Origin of the sequence: Paenibacillus sp. F411 (assembly GCF_017582705.1) — a bacterium.
Taxonomy (GTDB): domain Bacteria; phylum Bacillota; class Bacilli; order Paenibacillales; family Paenibacillaceae; genus Paenibacillus_AQ; species Paenibacillus_AQ algicola.
In genome coordinates, this window is the sequence record NZ_JAGFIP010000001.1 from 1 (window position 1) to 17,947 (window position 17,947).

Below are 17,947 nucleotides of genomic sequence, written 5' to 3' on the forward strand. Positions count from 1 at the left end.
CCCGCGCCAAACGAGTGCGAAAAACCGAACTCGTTGCGCTCGCAAGCCGCCCCCGCGCCCAACGAACGCGAAAAACCGAACTCGATGCGCCCGCCAGCCGCCCCCGCGCCAAACGAACATTAAAAACCGAACACGATGCGTCCGCAAGCCGTCCCCGCGCCAAATGAACATCAAAAACCGAACTCGTTGCGCCCGCAAGCCGCTCCCACGCCAAATGAACATCAAAAACCGAACTCGTTGCGCCGATTTGGCGATTCATGATCAACATAATAAATCACATATTAATAACACAATATGTCATATTTAATTATCTTAATTTCTCTATAGTGTTACTAAATTCGCTCTTAAAATCTACTAAACTTCTACTAATCTTCTCTATATCACCCATAACTGATACTTATATGTTACATAATATAACATTATTATAGTAAATTACTTGACGTATGCAAATTTTCGATGATAGAATCACTTCAAAACCGCTAGAAGGAGTTGGAGCATCATGTTTAACATCCGGAATACGTCAGTGTCCGAGAAGAAACAGTCCGCTAAAGATCCGGGAGACCCCAGAAGGAGGAAGAGAAGCAAGAGCAAGAAGCCGGCTTTTGCGGCAACTCTAGCACTCAGTATGGTTTTTGCAGGAGTTGTACCGTTCAACAGCGTCCATGCGTTAACTAAGGTTACATCAACAAGCGGTACAGAGTGGGAGGTTCACGATTCCTACGCACCTAACCTTGACACAGGCAGCATTCGCAGAGCGGTCAATACGCCGATTCAGGGCTTCGGCAATATTTTTGTTCAGGTTTCGACTTCACCGGAGCCTCGGATGAATGGTCAAATGATGAGAGGCTTTGGGCTGGTATATGACGGTGAGGATGAATTTGCAACAACTCAAGCGGTAAATCTGGGGGATGTACATATTACACGTGATATTTACTTCAACAGTGCAAACAACCGTGTGCGTTATTTTGATACTTTTACGAATACAACAAGCTCTCCGGTAAGCGTTGATGTCTCGTTCGGGGGCTCGCTGGGTTATGGAACGGGCAACTACCAAGGCGTGGTGAAAATGACCTCCAGTGGAGATGCGTCCATCGAATCCGATGATGCATGGGCGTTAATTGCAAATTCCAGGTCATCTGATCGACCGATTGGCGTAGTCCTGGGATCCGCCGCTCCGTTTGCAGGAGCACTGCAGGGGACGGGGAATCAGCAGCAGGATCCGTTTACGGTTCCTTTGGCCACATACGGCAATGATTCCAACTTTTATGGCTTCATCCACAGCTTGACGATCGAGCCCGGCGAGACTCAGTCGCTTGCACGATTTGTCGTGGCAGGGGAGACGGGAACAGACGGGTTAACTCAAGCTGCGGATTCACTGAATCAACTGGTGATGAATCCGGATCTGACTGAGTTGACCGCTGAAGAAGTATGTACCATCAGTAACTGGGACCTGTCGAGCTTGGACCAGTTTGATGCATCAGCCTGTGCAGCGCCTACACGACTGAACATTCCTGCCGCGCCGGCCTCAGCACCGCTGGTGACAACCTCCAACTACGATGTGTTCAACAAAAGCATTGTTCAAATGCAGCGAGACATGGAACTTGGCGTCACCACCTCGGAGGCTATAACTCGTGCATATCTGGACCGCATTGCGGCCTATGATATGGGTCAGCTCGGCTTCCATTCCTTCCTCCATGTGTCGGAAACGGCAATTCAGCAGGCCATTGAAGCAGATCAGGCTCGCCGTGGGGGTCAGCGGGGAGGACTGCTAGGCATACCGATTGCGGTCAAGGACATTTATGACACGAAGGATATGCCGACTACCGGCGGGTCCAGAGCACTGGAAGGCTGGCAGCCAAGCTCTGATGCCTATCAGGTTCAAAAGCTGAGAGAAGCGGGAGCTGTAATCATTGGTAAGACGAATACATCCGAATTTGCAAATAGTGGCAGCTTTAGTGAAAGCGGCTGGATGCAAACCTGGAATGCACTTTATCCTTCCAAAACCTCATTCGGTTCTAGCGGTGGTTCTGCAGTAGCTGTTGGAGCAGGTTTTGCAGCCGCTGCAATGGGCACACAAACTGGCGTTTCCTTGTACGCGCCTACGGTTGGAGCAAGCTTGACCACATTCCGCGGGACAGATGGAATGGCAAGCGTGAGTGGCGTGATGCCGCTGACTTGGGGACAGGATTATGCAGGTCCGATGGCCCGTACAGTTACAGATCTTGCTTATTTGCTTAATGCCACAACAGGCACGGATCCCTCAGATATACTGACTGTAGAAGCAGATGCCAAAAGACCGGCAGACTGGACTGCAGCCCTGAATACCAATGCCCTTCAAGGGAAACGAATTGGCTATATTCCATCATCGTTTAACTCTTCTTTTGCTGATGATGGCACGGGTCAGGCAATCATAGATCAATTCAAGCATTTGGAAGATGCAGGAGCTATTATGGTTGAGATGGCCACCCCACCTGGAGGAGGGGAAAAAACTGATGGCAATCCAGGTGCAGAAGGCTGGGCAAGGTACCTAGAGCCTCATGCCAACTTCCCTTATGCTTCAGCGAATGAACTGCTCGCTTCCGAAAAAGTACTGCTGTATAACCAAAGAGCCAACCAAAATAGAACTCGAATGTCAGAGGAAGAAGTACAGAAATATATTGATTACAGAACGAACTACAAAAATATTATTGCAGGCTGGATGGACGAATATGACGTAGACAGTGTGGTTTACGCCGGTTTTATTAGCGATATGTACAACAATGATGCTCAAGCGGCGCAGTTGAGTTCCGACCGAGGAACCGGAGTGTTGACCTCTAGCGTCGGTTTGCCGACGGTAGTAGTTCCTGTAGGCACAAGTCCTAATGGATACTCCATTTCCATGCAGCTGGTTGGTAAAGCATGGGATGATGCGAATGTGCTCGCTATGGGATATGCGCTGGAGCAGCAAAGCATGGCTCAAAGTGTAACCACGTTTGCCCCTGCTTTGAGCTACGTGCCGCCAACGACAACATCAGGAAATGGCGGAGATGAGACGCCAACCACGCCACCAGGAAACGGTAGTGGCGGTGAAGCACCAACTACACCGGCACCGACTACACCACCTGTAAATGGAGGCGGTATGGAGACTCCGACAACTCCGGAATTACCAGGAGGAGAACCAGAAGTGCCGGGTACGCCGACACCGGAGCTGAAAACTTTTGCAGACACACAAGGACACTGGGCAAACAGCAGCATTCAGTTCCTGATCCAAAGAGGGCTGATCTCCGGCTATCCGGATGAAACTTTCCGGCCAAACCTCAGCATTACCCGTGCCGAAGCATTAAAAGTGTTGGTTATGGAGCTGGGACTGAATCAGCAAGGGGGCAGCTTTAAGGACGTGCCGAGCACTCACTGGGCCGCCGGTTATATCGGTGCAGCTCAGCAAGCTGGCCTGATGACGGGGTATACAGACGGCACATTCCGTCCGAATGATCAATTGAACCGTGCAGAAATGGCGGCTTTGGTAGTCAGAGCCTTCCAGCTTGGCGGTAATAGTTCGACGTCCTTCCCGGACGTACAAGCCGACTCCTGGTCAGCTGGTTACATTCATGCACTTTCTGCCAACAACATTGTAACAGGCTACACAGACGGCACCTTCCGCCCTACAAAAGCAATTACTAGAGCCGAATTTGCCACCATGGTCACTAGAGTCTTACAGCGCTAACCTATGTAACCGGTACTTGGAGCTTTCCAGGTGCCGGTTTTTGGTGTGTTGTAATCGACGCTGTGGGCGGATGCGGAGCAAGCGAACGCGAAAAACTGAGCTCGTTGCAGCCACAGGCTGCGCACGCGCCCAACGAACGCGAAAAACCGAGCTCGATGGAGCCACAGGCCGCGCACGCGCCCAACGAACGCGAAAAACCGAGCTGGATGCGCCCGCAGGCTGCGCACGCGCCGAACGAACGCGAAAAACTGAACTGGATGGAGCCACAGGCTGCGCACGCGCCAAACGAACGCGAAAAACCGAACTGGATGCGCCCGCAGGCCGCCCCCGCGCCCAACGAACGCGAAAAACTGAACTGGATGGAGCCACAGGCTGCGCACGCGCCAAACGAACGCGAAAAACCGAACTGGATGCGCCCGCAGGCCGCCCCCGCGCCCAACGAACGCGAAAAACCGAACTCGATGGAGCCACAGGCCGCCCCCGCGCCCAACGAACGCGAAAAACCGAGCTCGATGCAGCCACAGACACCACGTCGTGGATTCAAAAAAATAATACCCATTTACAAGTTGGCTCAGTTGTATTAAGCTCTAAATACGCTAATGTTAATTCATGTGTGATGGATGCTGAGAGCATAGATACAACGAGGCAAAGCATGCCCCGTCTTTTTTCTCGAGAGAGAGAAAGGGCGGGGCTTTTTACATGTTTATGGGCATAACCAATAAAGCGAGGGATGAAGTGTGGGATATGAGGCGGAGCATGATGAGTGGTTGAATGATCATCTCAAACGTAGAAAGGGGGAGCGGCTAGACGCCCTAAAAAGAGGGCATGGCTACGGGAATCGTCTGTTTGTCGAACGGGTTTGGTGGCCGCTTGCGGGGCATTTTGACGGACTTCATCCCGAGTATGAGGTTCGGGACTGGCGCGGCAGGTCCTATTATGTAGATCTGTTATGGGAAATTGGCGGCTCGCGAATTGCTATAGAGATCATGGACTACGGATCACACGGCACGGATCGTACAAAATATAGAATGGATTTAAATCGTGGACTGTTTCTTCAATCTCAAGACTGCACGGTGCTTTATGTCTCGCTGGATCAGTTAAAGGAAGATGCATCGTTTTTGCAGACAACCCTTCGAGCGATTTTGTTTCCCTACCTGTTTGCTTGGCAGCCCGCAAAAGCATTGCCAGAGCAACGGATGTATTCCAAAATAGAGCGCGATCTCATGCGAGCAGCCATTCGTCACGACCGGGTGCTTCGTCCGTACGTTGCCGCGAGAGAATTGGAGCTGCATACCACCACCGTGATCAAATATTGCAAATTGCTGGTGGATAAAGGTAGATTAAGATCATTAGGCAAAGGGATATCCGGGAGGGTAACCTCCTATGAATATATCGGTGTGATTCAGCATCCGGATCTCGTTTGAGCCTCAGCCCACACAGCAAAATCATTAAAAAACCCCCTCAACGGCAATTTCTTGCAGAAGAGAGGGAGGGGGATTAGTTGACGCTTCCCTTATACATGTTGCCGGAAGGGCTGCGGGTATTGTTTGAAGCTGTTGCGGTAGCGCCGGTGTCAGCATTGACCACGTAAGGCGTAGCATTATCCAGATACAAGGTGTTCCCGGTAAAGCTCGCATTTTGTCCCCATCCGCTGACGCGCTCGTGCACCTGGAAGGCGTCTACAATCTTGCTGTTGCCGTTTCGGTAGCCGACGTTATTTTTGATAACATCATTATTGCCCTTTACATCAATAAAGCTGTCTGCATAATTGGCACCGGCGATGCCTGTCCCGTTAAAAGTGCAGTTCTCAACCGTAGTTCCAGAAGAGCCTTCCTTGATATCAACATGCTCGGCCCGGACATTAGGCCCGAAAGTAACGGATGAAATCCGGTTGTTTTTCGTTTCTTTAATGTAGCTGCCCCACTTGCCAACGTCTGAACCGACATAAACGCCTTCACCATACTCAGGGTTCAGCTTTCCGGTATCGGATACAGTCGAATTCTTAATGGTATTATTAGAGCTGCCGTCCCGGTAATGCACGCCTTCCTCGCCAATGCTGTACACATCCACATATTCCATCCAGGTGTAGTTGGCATGATCGAGCATGATGCCTTTTTTGGCATTGGTCACCTTCACATTGCGGATATCGTAATGATCTCCGGTAATATACAGCGCATAACCGCTGGAGGTCGTGCCGCCGTTTAGGATGGGTTTGTTGGTGGAGCTGGCGCCTTTAATGGTGATTTTGGCAGAGGCGGTGCCGTTCTTCGCGGCGACGAAGTTACCTGTAAACGTAACCCCTGCAGCAAGAGTGATCACATCGCCAGGCTGTGCATTCGCAAGGGCTGAGGTGAGGCATGATGCCGTACTGCATGTGACTGATGCGGCCTGAGAGACCGTTGGAGCGGTAAACAAGGTGAGCGAGAGCATCACTGCATAGAGTACAGACTTTCGTAATGGGGGTAAAGCGCGTTGAAGATTAAACATGACATCACTTCCCTTTCTGAGTAAAATAATGTGGTGCGGTTACCCAATCCGTGAATGCAACCCTCCTAATCCCCGTTTATTAAAGCGCTTACAATTATGAATTATAAGGAATACGTTCGTTACTTCTTGTATAAATTTTATGTCTTCTTGTTCATTTTCTAGATGGGGGACCCAATTTCCCATCTCCTTATTGCACGTATAAACAGAGGTCGTTATAATAAAACTAAAGAAGGAGCCGTGCGCGAACACGACTCCTTGGCACGATAGACCGCTTCAAAGGCGGTCGGCTTCGGTGAAACGATCAGTAATAGACCGCTACCTTGCAGGGGGGCGGTCTATTTCTTTTGGTTCAATGCAGTGACAATGGCGACGACCAGCGTAAGCAGCGCTACAATGAGCGCACCAAAACTAATCATCAATGTCAGTGCATCCTTAACCTCCATGAGCATCCCTCCCTTCTATAGAGAGGTAGCCGACCACCCTTGCAAGCCGTTCCACATGCCTAGTTAATTATAGCATAATATGTAAGAGTAGGAACGTGTATTTGTATCTAAATCTTTGACAAATGTAAAAGCTAACACTAGCTCAAGCTATTATGGAAGATCGGCAGCTGGTCATACTGAATGAGTGGAATCACGGGGCTGGCCCCATCATGGTTCCGGTAACAAGCACAAAGAAGTACATCGCCACATGAGCGATGTACTTCGAAATCAATGCTACATTCCAGCTTACGCTTCAAACTATTCCTCTCCCGTAGCCACCGTATTCCCCGCATAGCTAATCCAATCGCTCCAGCTTCCCGGATACAGCTTCACGTGGGTGAAGCCGGATTCCAGGAGGGCCAGGACGTTGGGGCAGGCGGATACGCCGGAGCCGCAGTAGATGATAAGCTCCTGGTCCTTCGGGAGCTCCTGGAAGTGGTTGGACCACTCCTCCGGGCTCTTCCAGGAGCCCTGCTGCGTGAGCAGGTCTTTCCAGAAGTAGTTGACGGCTCCGGGAATGTGGCCGGCTGCTGCATCAATGGGCTCTTCCAGGCCGAGATAGCGGCTCGGCTCGCGGGAATCGATCAGGGTGGCGCTGCCGGTGAGGGAGGCCTTACGGACCTGCTCCACGTCAGCCACCATCTCACCCTGAAGCTCCACGTCATAGGTCGCCGGTATGACGACCGGCAGATCGGCCGTGACCGGGTACCCCGCCTGACTCCAGGCGGTAAAGCCTTCCTCCAGCACATAGGTCTGTTGATGACCTGTGAATCGCAGCATCCACCAGAGGCGGCTTGCGACCATGCCGTTCTGGTCATCGTAAATGACGACGCGGCTGTCACGACTTATTCCGGCCTGGCCGAATACCTTCGCCATGTGCTCCGCATCTGGCAGAGGGTGTCTGCCGCCGTGGTCTGTCACCGGAGCAGACAAATTCCTTTCCAGATCCAAATAAACGGCCCGTGGAATATGGGACTCCTCGTAAGCATGCCGGCCAGCATCGGCCTTCCCCAATGCAAATCGACAATCCACAATGACAAGATCCGGCTCATACAGTCGGGCAAGGAGCCATTGCTTCTTCACTCTGAAGCTCATTAGGAGCACCACCCTTCACTTTGATATGGAAGCATGTATGTTAACCCGCTTGTCCAAGCTGTCCCATGAATTGCTGCAGCTGAGTCGAGCATTTGGCAAGCGTTGTGGCCGCTACATCATGCTTGGCTGCGAGCTCATTCTGCGTTGCCGGGATATCGAGCGCCTTCGTGCACAGCTGGTCCAGCGCGGCCTTGAAGCCGCCCGCTTTGCGGAACTTCGGAGCTTCCTTGCGGCAAAAGCCGTTCCAGATGATCAGCGCGTTATAAAGATAGAACAGCTTCTCCGGCTCATTATATTCGTAATCGTGGAACAGCTGAGGGAACAATTCTTCAGCCAGCTCCCGATAGGAATTCTGGTCCCACTTCATCTGGCCGATCCGGGCTGTTAGCTCATCCAGGCTGGAAGGAGCGTTGAGCATGGCCAGCTTCTCTTCCTGTGAAGGTTCGACATGACGCCGGGGTCCACCTGAACGGCGATCTTTCTCCATACAGCATTTTTTATATTTTTTGCCGCTGCCGCAGTGACAGGCATCATTTCTACCTATCTTTTCCAAAAACATTCACTCCTCGGATTGGGGTTAAGAGTTAGTTAGTAAATCTATATGTCTATCATAAAAGATAATGCGAGGTTTGACCACATGTTTAAGGGAGCTGGCAGTAAAATATACCTACTTACGGGCTGAATCCTGTCACCCTTTTTCGCATAAATACCTGATTCCTCAAGGATTTTTTTGAAAGAGGAGGGGAGAGAGGCGGAGGAATGCCAGGCCTGGGAAACTATGATAAAATGGTAGACATTGGTCGTTTGAGCATTCGCCACTGGTGAATTGAATACAATTGGATTGGAGCGGTGAAGATGGATTTCGAGATGAACAGCATACAAAAGAGCCTGCAGCAGATGCAAGCCCCGGATGCGGAGCAGCTGGAGCAAAGAGCGAAAGAGCTCGAAAGCAACCGGAGTGTGCCGATTGAGCAAATTCTGAATCCGGCCTTCATGGGCCGGCATACACGGTTTGCTTCTATTGAAGCCTTTTTCGAAGATGGAGGGTTTGTCGTCGAGAAGGATGAGGACTTTGAGGCTCTGCCGCAAACAGCGCTGGATCAGCATGCAAGGGCGGTGACGCCGTTCGATTCCTTTCAGGAGATGGTGGACAAGGCCGTAGGAGAATACATCATGCGCAGCCTGGGCTTTTGAGCAGCGGGCTTTGCCGCTTGGCATAAAGCTTGTGATTTTTATAGATATTCGTGAAGATATTTATACCTCCCCTTCCTGGACACGCCTTATATTCAAGATATTATCCTCTTCAACGGCATCTCATTTCACCAGCGAAGCTAAGTGTTTAGCGCCTGATTAAAGCACTTGGCTCCTCTGGAAAAAGGTGCTCTTTTCCGTTTCTACTTCAGCCTTTACAATGGACATTATAAAGTGCTTCGCAACGGGCACCATGGGACAGATCGACAGGAAGGGGGCAGGGATGTGCGAGGCTTCATGTCTTCGGTGAGCCGTTATATCGGCAAATCGCTTTATCGCAAAATTTTACTGTCTTACCTGCTTATTGTCCTGTGTATCGTATTCGTGCTCGTATTTGATTTCTACTTCCGGACCGCAGAGGACTTGAGGACCCAGGCCGTGGATCATCAGGTTCGCATGACACAGCAGGCCGCTTCGACGCTGAATGCCAATCTGACGAACGTCAAAAGCTTTGCCTGGAACTATTTCGGGGATTTTGACTTTCATCAGTTTGTGATGGGTATGGGGACCGATCCGGAAGGGCAAAGCTCGTATCGCGGCAAAATCTCCAATTTTGTGTACAATCATCCCATTGTGACCAATGTCGTGATCCTGCAGCAGGATGGCTTCTCTCTCCGGGTGGGTGGACTGGTATCGACGACCATTGCCCAGAATGAGATGCAGCGTCTGACTGACGCCGCGATAGAGGCGGAAGGCAAAGGGCTGTGGCTGCCTACCGATATGTACAATCCGAATACAGCAGGGGAGCCGCCGGGCTATACGCTGTCCTATGTGCAGGCGATCCGCAACATTTCCTTAACTTCCCCGGGCCGGGTCATCGGGGTGATGGTATTCACGCTATCTCCGGAAGCGCTTGCGCAGTGGCTCAGTGAGAGTGAGTCGTCCGTAGGCAGCCGCACATATCTCGTGGATAAGCAGCAGGGGACTATTGTCTATTCGCGGGAGATGGAGGAGCGCGGCGCAGTGATTGTGCCGGCGGAGGAAATCGCGCTGCAGCAAGGCCAGCTGAAGGGACACTATTTCAGAGAGCAGGACTCCGGCGGCCAGCTGATTGTCTTTGAGAATCTGGGCCAGACGGGCTGGGCGGTCGTCTCGGAAATTCCGTCCCGGCAGCTGACGCTGTCCATTGATGATTTTACGACGAGGACGATCTGGATCGGGGCCTTTACGCTGCTCATCTCTATGCTGCTGGCGGGATTCATATCCTCTCGCACGATTAATCCGCTCAAGCTGCTCAGCAAGGGAATGAAATCCATCGAGAAGGGAAATTACTCCGTGGTGCTTCCGGTTCGTACCGAGGACGAGGTTGGATATTTAAGCGCTTCCTTTAACCGGATGACCCGGGAAATTAATCGCTTGATCAGCAAGGTGTACGAGGCTGAAATTGTGAAAAAGAATGCGGAGATCAAATCGCTGCAATCTCAGATCAACCCTCATTTTTTGTACAACACCTTGGGTGTCATTGACAGCATTGCCTCCATGCAGGGAGATGACCGGGTTTCCTTTATTAGCAGGTCGCTCGCCAAGATGTTTCGCTATAACATCAGCGGGGATGATATTTCAAGCCTGGATGCCGAATTCGAGCAGATTCGACTGTACCTGGCCATTCAGAAGATCCGCTTTGACCACCGCTTGGATTATTCCATCTATCTGGAGCCCGGTCTGGAGCAGGTGCCGATCCCGAAGCTGCTGTTTCAGCCGCTGGTGGAAAACAGTGTGAATCATGGCATCAGCCGCAGTCTGGAAGGGGGTATCGTCCGTCTGGAAGCTATTTCCGGCGAAGAGGACGAGGTGCAGGTCAAAATATGGAACAATGGTCTTCCCATTGACGCCGAGCGGCAGGAGTGGCTGAGCGGTCTTTTGCAGGACGCCAGCCAGGAGGATGGCGGGGCACCAAGAGGTGCCTCCTCCTCCATAGGTTTAAGCAATGTGCAGTCCCGCATTCAGATGCTGTACGGTCGTCAATGCGGCATTACGTTTAGCAGTGATGCGGAATACGGGACAACGTTTACCTTGAGGATCAAGACCTGTTTGCCGGATCAGGAGGGATGAGAGCATGAACATCATGGTATTGGATGACGAGCCGATCATACGCCAGGGCATTATTCACAAGATTACCCAGACCGGTCTGCCGGTCACGGTGATTGCGGAAGCGGGAGACGGTGTACAGGGGCTTCAGCTGATGAAAAGTGTCAAGCCGGACCTGATCCTGACAGATATTCACATGCCGGGCATCGACGGACTGGAATTTATTCGGCAGGCCCGGCTGCTCGACAGCGAGGTCCAGGTCGTCATTATTACGGGCTTCGATAACTTTGACTATGCGAAGCAGGCGATCAAGTACGGGGTAGCCAATTACATGGTGAAGCCGCTGGAGGAAGAGGAGCTGTACGCCACGCTGTCGAGTCTGCTGGAGCGCAAGGAAGCGGAACACCAGACGGTGCAGATGATCCAGGAGCTTCGAAGCGTAGCGGAGACCAGCCAGGAGGCGTTCCGGCAACAGGCGCTGACGCAGTTTCTGCAGGAGGAGGATTTCGTGGCAGCCACCGCGGAGCTGGAGGAGCTTGCGAGGCATGGAGCCTATTTTACAGCCGTTGTCATTCAGCTGGAGTCGTTTAAGGTGCCGCATCAGTCCTTCGGGTCCCAGGAGGAGAGTCTGCTCTGGTTTGCAATCAAGAATATTGTCACAGAGCGGTTTCTTTCCAACAGCATCCAGGGCATTCTGGTGCATCACTCGCTGCGGCGCTTTGAGCTGGTTTACGTTCTGGGTCTGCGAAAAGGACAGGATAAGGCGGGCGTAACCTCTGCGCTGGAATCCATCTCTTTCGGCATTCGCAAGTATTTGCGCCTTGAAGCGACCATTGGTGTAGGGCCTTATCAGGAGCAGATTACGCGTGTGCAGGAAAGCTACCGGGAGGCGAAGCAGATCGCTCGTAATTCGATTTTGCACGGAAGCAGCCGAATCTATCAGACCCCGACGATCACCTCTACCGGGAAGGAGGCTCAGCGCAAATCCTTTATTAGTCAAGAGGATATCAGGCTGCTGGAGGACTGGCTGGGCAAATGGGAAAGAGACAAAATCCATAAATGGATTGAACGCCGCCTGGGCGCCATTGTGCAGGAGCCGTCCTCCAGCTATGTCATGGTCGAGTGGTTCTGTGTGGATCTGTACCTGTTCCTGAACAAATACTGGCTGGTCCATGCGGACAACTCCAAGTGGGCGATCGGGGAGCTGACGGATCTGCAGCGCGAGCTGGAGCAGACGACGGCGTGGCAGGACATTGTAGATATGATGAATAAGCTCGTTACGAATATGATCGGGCTGCTCTCCCACACCAGCAATCTGGATGGCAAGGAGATTATGGAGGCGGTGCGTGTGTATTTGGAGCAGCATTATGCCGAGCCGATTCAGCTTTCGGTCATTGCAGAGCGTTTTTTCATCCATCCGAATTATTTCTCCAAGCGGTTTAAGGAGAAGTACGGTGAATCCTTTGTCGATTACTTGAATGGATTGCGGATGAAGGAGGCCGCCCGGCTGCTGGTGGAAACAGACCTCAAAATCCGGGAAATCAGCGAGCGGGTGGGATTTGAGGATGCTGCCTACTTCGGTAGTGTGTTCCGCAAGCGGTTCAAGATGACACCGGGACAATACCGGGAGCAGAGCTCCGATCAGACCTAAGGGGGAAACGGCATGAAGAAGGGCTCCGTTTTGAAAAAAATGCTGCTCCTAACGCTCGCTCTTCCTCTGCTTGCCTCCTGTACAGGCAGCAAGCCTTTGAAGCTGGAGGGCGGCGTGACAGAGCAGGTGGTCGAGATTGTCGTCTGGGATAAGCCATTTGCAGGCTCGGCGGACAAGCCGTACTATGATTTGATGTTTCAAGAGTTCGAGAGGCTGTATCCCCATATTCGGGTCATTCACATGGAAGCTGCCTACCAGAAGGAACGTGAGCAGTTTATGACGGCAGTGGCCGGCGGTGAGCAGCCGGATTTGTATAATGCTGCCTTTCCGGATATGGAAACGTATATCGACCAGGGCATTCCAGCAGATATCACAGAGCTGTGGGAGGCGTATCCGGACCGTATTCATTACTCGCCGATTGCTATGGATACGGCATCCCAGCGGGGCAGGGTGTACGGCATTCCGAACCTGATGTATGTGACTGCTCTTGCCTATAACAAGCGGATCTTTCAGGAGCAGCAGCTTCAGCCGGAGGAGGTGCTGCAGGACTGGGATACCTTCGCCAAGGCGGCCCGGGACCTGAAGGATGCTTCAAAGGATCGTTACGGCTATGCCATTCTGGGCACAGAGTGGGCCGACTGGTTCTATGAGTATTATGTGTGGCAGGCCGGAGGCGATCTGACCCGGCGGCATGCGGACGGAAGTGTGGAGCTAACGTTTAATTCCGAGGCGGCGGTCAGAGCACTGGAATACTACCAGGATCTGAGATTTCAATATGATGCGATACAGCCCGATGTGCTTCAGAGCCTGGATGACAGCAAAAAGGATTTCTACTTCGGTCGTGCCGCGACAATGATTGTGGCCTCGAACTGGTTTGGAGAGATGCGGGAGTCCGGGGTACATCTGGAGGATATCGGAATTGCTATGTTTCCTGCGGGGCCTGCCGGCGTATCGCTGTCCCAGGTTGGCGGGGGCATCTGGATCTTTAATCCGAAGGCTTCCAAGGAGAAGCAGCAGGCCGCCTTCACGTATGCGACCTTCATGACCTCCAAGTATGCCCACGAGGAAATGCTGCGCTTTCAGCAGGAGCAGGGGAAGCTGCCTAATCTGCTGTCCTACCGGGATGATGTGAACCCGGCGATCTATGCTGAGGGTATGCCGGGGGAGCTGGTCCGAAGCATTCAGCAGGCGGCTGAGCAGAGCAGGCTGGAGTATTTTTTGAAATCAAGATTGAGCCCATATGTCTCAAAGGCCGTGCAGGAAGCATTGCTGCGCGAGGAGGCAGACCCTTACGAGCTGCTCACAAGAGCGCAGGAGCAGGCGGAGAAGGAAGTGGTTCAGCAGTATAATGAAGACATCCGGTGAGCGTGAGCGCCGCCCGAACAGGAGAAGGAGCCTGTTTCGGGCGGCGCTTTTTGGATTTCACTATTTCAAAGGAAGGAATGATTAAGATTTTCGTAGCCGCTGCTTAATATATTCGTACGTGCCTCCTTAAGGTGTTCTTTACAATTGAAAGAGTAAAGACATCTCATGAATGGGGGATTCAACGATGAAGAGAAAGATCAGATCTAAAGCGCTTCTTACCCTGACGCTGCTGACATCCATGTTCGTATCGGCATGCTCCGGCAATGGCACGGGCACTACTGGAAGCGATTCCAGCAGCGGGGCGGCTGGTCAAGAGGCAACGCCGCAGGCATCGGGCGAGGTTGTAGAGATTGTAGCATGGGATATGCCGCAGGACGGTGATCCTGCCAAGCCATACTGGGAGCAGGTATTCAAGGATTTTGCCGAGAAGCATCCGAACATTAAGGTAGAGCATGTTATGCAGACGCTGACCAAGGAAAGAGAGCAGTTCATGACAGCCGTGGTTGGCGGGAAGCAGCCGGATTTGTACGCGAACGCGTTCCCGGATATGGAGTCCTATATTGATCAAGGCATTGCTGCAGATATTACAGAACTGTGGAATAACTACGCAGAGAAGGACCAAATTTTGCCTTCGGCTATGCAGGCCGCAACCCGCGATGGCAAAATTTACGGCATTCCGAACCTCATGTACGTGACCGGTCTTGCCTATAACAAGCAGATGTTTGCGGATGCAGGCCTGGATCCGGCCGAAGCATTAAAGGATTGGGAATCGTTCGGTGAAGCGGCTCAGAAGCTGTCTGATCCTTCCAAGAATCAATATGGATATGCACTGCTTGGAATGGACTGGGCGGACTGGTTCTTTGAATATTATGTCTGGCAGGCCGGCGGAGATTTGACAGAGCGGCAGGAGGATGGAAGTGTCAAGCTGACCTTTACCTCCGAGCCGGCGGTGCAGGCACTGCAGTATTATCAGGATCTAAAATTCAAGTATAATGCAACTCAGAAAAATGTCGTGCAAAGCCTGGACGAAAACTCCGATGATTTCTATCAGAATCGTGCGGCTTCCATGATTGCGGCATCCAACTGGTTCGGCGGTATGGTATCTGCCGGTATGGATATCGAGAACATTGGCTTCTCTGCGCTTCCGCCGGGACCTGGAGGCTCTTCCCCTGCACAGGTTGGCGGTGCAGTCATGATCTTTAACCCGAAAGCGACTCCGGAGAAGCAGCAAGCGGCGTTCACGTACGCGACTTACATCGTATCGAAGGAAGTTCAGGACGGTTTGCTGCAGTATCAGATGGATAACGGTATTTTCCCGAACCTGCTGAATGTACGCAGTGATGTGGACGCTTCCCAGTTCGTTGAAGGGATGCCGGAAGAGCTGATCCAGAATGTCCAGAATGCTGCTCAGGAAGGGCGTCTGGAGTACTTCCTGAAGGCTCGCTTGAGCCCTTATGTGGTCAAGGCTGTACAGCAAGTGCTGATGGATGAGAGTGCTGACCCGATGAAGGTTATGCAGGAGGCTCAGGATTTGGCTCAACGCGAAGTCGTCGACAAGTACAACAAAGAAATCAAAAAATAATAGCGCCAGGGATTCCCCCTTTCGGGGGAATCCTGAACGCCGTTTTGGGGATGAGGGAGACTTATGCTGCGTAAATTAAACATTCGCTGGGTGCCTGTACTGTTCTTGCTGCCTTCCATCATATGCTATGTGCTGTTTAAATATTATCCGCTGGTAAACATGGCGTACTTGAGCTTGTTTGACTATAACATCGTAAACCCGCCGGGCAAATTTGTGGGGCTCGCTAACTATACCGAGTTCTTGAAATCCACGACCTTCTGGCAGGCGATGTCGAACACCTTCGTGTTCTTCGTGCTGTACCTGGGGCTTACGTTCTGGATTCCGATTGTTCAGGCTTTATTTCTGATGGATATTCGCAAAGGGAATGCGTTCTTCCGGTTTATGTATCAGCTGCCGGTTATTATGCCGCTTGTCGGCGGAGTGCTGGTCTGGAAATGGATGTACAATCCGGATTTCGGATTGCTGAATTACTGGCTTGAATTTTTCGGACTGGGTCCTTATCTATGGCTGAATGATGCCAGCATGACCAAGCTTGCTATTGTACTGCCTGCGGTGTTTGCGGGCAACGGGATTTCACTGCTGCTGTATTACTCGGCCTTGAAATCGGTTCCTACGGAAATTCTGGAAGCGGCCAAAATGGACGGCGCCGGGCCCTGGAGAAGAATGTGGACGATGCTGCTGCCAAGCATCCGGTTCATTATTATCATCCAGTTCATTGCGTTCATGTCCAGTGTACTGCTTGCTTACGATAATATTTATATTATGACACAGGGCGGGCCGGCCGGAAGCACAACGGTCGTATCCATGCTCGTCGTCAATTCCGCCTTTCAGCAGTCCCGGTTTGGCATCTCCGGTGCCATTTCCGTATTTATGTTCTTCGTGATTGCGCTGCTGACCATAGTACAGAATAAAATTTCTGCAGAAAAGGATTGATCTTATGGAACCGACCACAATCAAGGAAAAAGGAGGGCGGTCGCTGAAAATTACGGCGTATGTCGTCACGATCACCTTCGTCATCTTCGCACTGATTCCGACGCTGTGGATGTTTGCCTCCTCTCTGAAAACGGAGAAGGATATTAACTCCTATCCACCCAAATGGCTGCCGAGTATTCCTCAGTCGATCGACGTCACCATTGACTATACCGGCACGACTGAAAGTGATCCGGAGTTCTATGAGAAGGATGCCATGCGGGCCATGTGGTATCCGTGGATGAAGAACATCCGCGAGAGCATCGGGGATGTTCAGGTCACGGGCATTAAGGACGGCAAGGTTATCTATACTGCTGAGACGGTATCCTCCATGTTTCTTGTCGGTCAGCCGAAGGTTGTGCCGACCACGATTTTTAATGAGACGATGATGGACCGGAAGCTGCCTGTGATTCGCGAGCAGAAGCTGTCAGAGTTTCAATGGAAGGGGGAAGAGGGGGGAGAGGTGAAAGCTACGGCGGCCATCGCGGAAACCGATCTGGCGAGCCGCTTCTCAACCTTTTATCAGTCCAATGAGCTGGTAAAGGGACAAGTGGTGTCGATTCAAGAGGACGACAGCTGGATTTCCGTATTCAGCAGCTATCTGGCCTTGAACAAAGTCGCACAGGATACAGCAGGGCCTCTCGGATTTGCACAGTATTTCCTAAACAGCACGATTATTACGGTGTCCAGCGTGCTTGTCCAGCTTGTGCTCGGTGGATTGGCCGGATATGCACTGGCTCACCTGATCGAGAGCAAGCGGTGGAAGTTCTTCTGGGTGATGTTCTTTCTCGCGACAATTATGATTCCGGATATCTCACTCCTGCTGCCGCTGTACCTGCTTATGAAGGATTTGGGCCTGGTTAACTCCCTGCTTGCCGTCATCTTGCCGCATACAGCCTGGGGGATTGTCATCTTCCTGTTTAAAGGATTTTTCGAGCAGATCTCGAAGGAGCTGCTGCAGGCTGCCAGAGTCGATGGAGCCACAGAGTGGAGAACCTTTATTCAGATTGTTACGCCGCTTTCAATTCCAATCTTCACTACGGTGGCGGTGATGACCTTCATTCCTGTGTGGAACGAATTTCTGTGGCCGCTTGTCGTGAATAGCTCTCCGAAATACTGGACGTTTACCGTTGCGCTGAACGATCTTCAGAACCAGCCTAGCGTGCTGCAGAACATGCTGATGGCGAGCGCTCTGGTGTCCATGATTCCGCTGCTGCTGATCTTTCTGTTCGCGCAGAAATACATCGAGAAGGGAGTTTCCTTCTCTGGGGTGAAAGGCTGATCGCCTAAGTATAAAGGACGTTTCTCAAGGTCGAAGGATCGTTTGGGGAACG

At 51.8% G+C, this 17,947-nt stretch carries 14 protein-coding genes; 10 read left to right on the forward strand and 4 right to left on the reverse strand.

Going from position 1 to position 17,947, the window contains the following annotated elements:
* Window positions 1–499 precede the first annotated feature (499 nt).
* The 3 genes from JJQ72_RS00005 to JJQ72_RS00015 all read left to right on the forward strand — a co-directional run bounded on the left by JJQ72_RS00005 (window position 500) and on the right by JJQ72_RS00015 (window position 5,127).
* Window positions 500–3,703 carry an amidase family protein gene (locus JJQ72_RS00005; RefSeq protein WP_243895769.1) on the forward strand — a complete coding sequence of 1,068 codons (3,204 nt, stop codon included), beginning with the start codon at window positions 500–502 and terminating at the stop codon, window positions 3,701–3,703.
* Between the two features lie 155 nt (window positions 3,704–3,858).
* A complete protein-coding gene (locus JJQ72_RS00010; RefSeq protein WP_208202321.1) occupies window positions 3,859–4,287 on the forward strand; it encodes a hypothetical protein in 429 nt (142 codons plus the stop codon).
* A 153-nt stretch (window positions 4,288–4,440) separates the two neighbouring features.
* Window positions 4,441–5,127, forward strand: a complete 687-nt coding sequence (locus JJQ72_RS00015; RefSeq protein ID WP_208202322.1) for a hypothetical protein — start codon at window positions 4,441–4,443, stop codon at window positions 5,125–5,127.
* A gap of 73 nt (window positions 5,128–5,200) precedes the next feature.
* Here the strand turns inward: JJQ72_RS00015 and JJQ72_RS00020 are convergent, their stop codons facing one another.
* The 4 genes from JJQ72_RS00020 to JJQ72_RS20345 form a co-directional block, all read right to left on the reverse strand.
* Window positions 5,201–6,190, reverse strand: a complete 990-nt coding sequence (locus tag JJQ72_RS00020; protein WP_208202323.1) for a right-handed parallel beta-helix repeat-containing protein — start codon at window positions 6,188–6,190, stop codon at window positions 5,201–5,203.
* Between the two features lie 335 nt (window positions 6,191–6,525).
* Entirely contained in the window at window positions 6,526–6,633 is a 108-nt protein-coding gene (locus JJQ72_RS00025) for a putative holin-like toxin (protein WP_138226523.1), read from the reverse strand.
* 297 nt (window positions 6,634–6,930) lie between these two features.
* Window positions 6,931–7,767, reverse strand: coding sequence for a sulfurtransferase (locus JJQ72_RS00030; protein ID WP_138226513.1), 837 nt, complete (start codon window positions 7,765–7,767; stop codon window positions 6,931–6,933).
* 40 nt (window positions 7,768–7,807) lie between these two features.
* Window positions 7,808–8,320 (reverse strand): SEC-C metal-binding domain-containing protein, encoded by a 513-nt coding sequence (locus JJQ72_RS20345; protein ID WP_175415312.1) that lies wholly within the window; start codon window positions 8,318–8,320, stop codon window positions 7,808–7,810.
* A 314-nt stretch (window positions 8,321–8,634) separates the two neighbouring features.
* Between JJQ72_RS20345 and JJQ72_RS00040 the strand changes: the two genes are divergently transcribed.
* From JJQ72_RS00040 to JJQ72_RS00070, 7 genes are all read left to right on the forward strand, one after another.
* On the forward strand, window positions 8,635–8,961 hold the full coding sequence (locus tag JJQ72_RS00040; protein ID WP_208202324.1) for a hypothetical protein: 327 nt from the start codon (window positions 8,635–8,637) through the stop codon (window positions 8,959–8,961).
* Window positions 8,962–9,255: 294 nt separating this feature from the next.
* Entirely contained in the window at window positions 9,256–11,070 is a 1,815-nt protein-coding gene (locus JJQ72_RS00045; RefSeq protein WP_208202325.1) for a cache domain-containing sensor histidine kinase, read from the forward strand.
* Between the two features lie 4 nt (window positions 11,071–11,074).
* A complete protein-coding gene (locus JJQ72_RS00050) occupies window positions 11,075–12,697 on the forward strand; it encodes a response regulator (RefSeq protein WP_208202326.1) in 1,623 nt (540 codons plus the stop codon).
* 12 nt (window positions 12,698–12,709) lie between these two features.
* Window positions 12,710–14,062 carry an extracellular solute-binding protein gene (locus JJQ72_RS00055; protein ID WP_208202327.1) on the forward strand — a complete coding sequence of 451 codons (1,353 nt, stop codon included), beginning with the start codon at window positions 12,710–12,712 and terminating at the stop codon, window positions 14,060–14,062.
* A gap of 184 nt (window positions 14,063–14,246) precedes the next feature.
* Window positions 14,247–15,644: an extracellular solute-binding protein gene (locus JJQ72_RS00060; RefSeq protein ID WP_243895770.1), complete on the forward strand. Its 1,398-nt coding sequence runs from the start codon at window positions 14,247–14,249 to the stop codon at window positions 15,642–15,644.
* 63 nt (window positions 15,645–15,707) lie between these two features.
* A complete protein-coding gene (locus tag JJQ72_RS00065; RefSeq protein WP_208202329.1) occupies window positions 15,708–16,577 on the forward strand; it encodes a carbohydrate ABC transporter permease in 870 nt (289 codons plus the stop codon).
* A 4-nt stretch (window positions 16,578–16,581) separates the two neighbouring features.
* On the forward strand, window positions 16,582–17,895 hold the full coding sequence (locus tag JJQ72_RS00070; protein ID WP_208202330.1) for a carbohydrate ABC transporter permease: 1,314 nt from the start codon (window positions 16,582–16,584) through the stop codon (window positions 17,893–17,895).
* Window positions 17,896–17,947 lie beyond the last annotated feature (52 nt).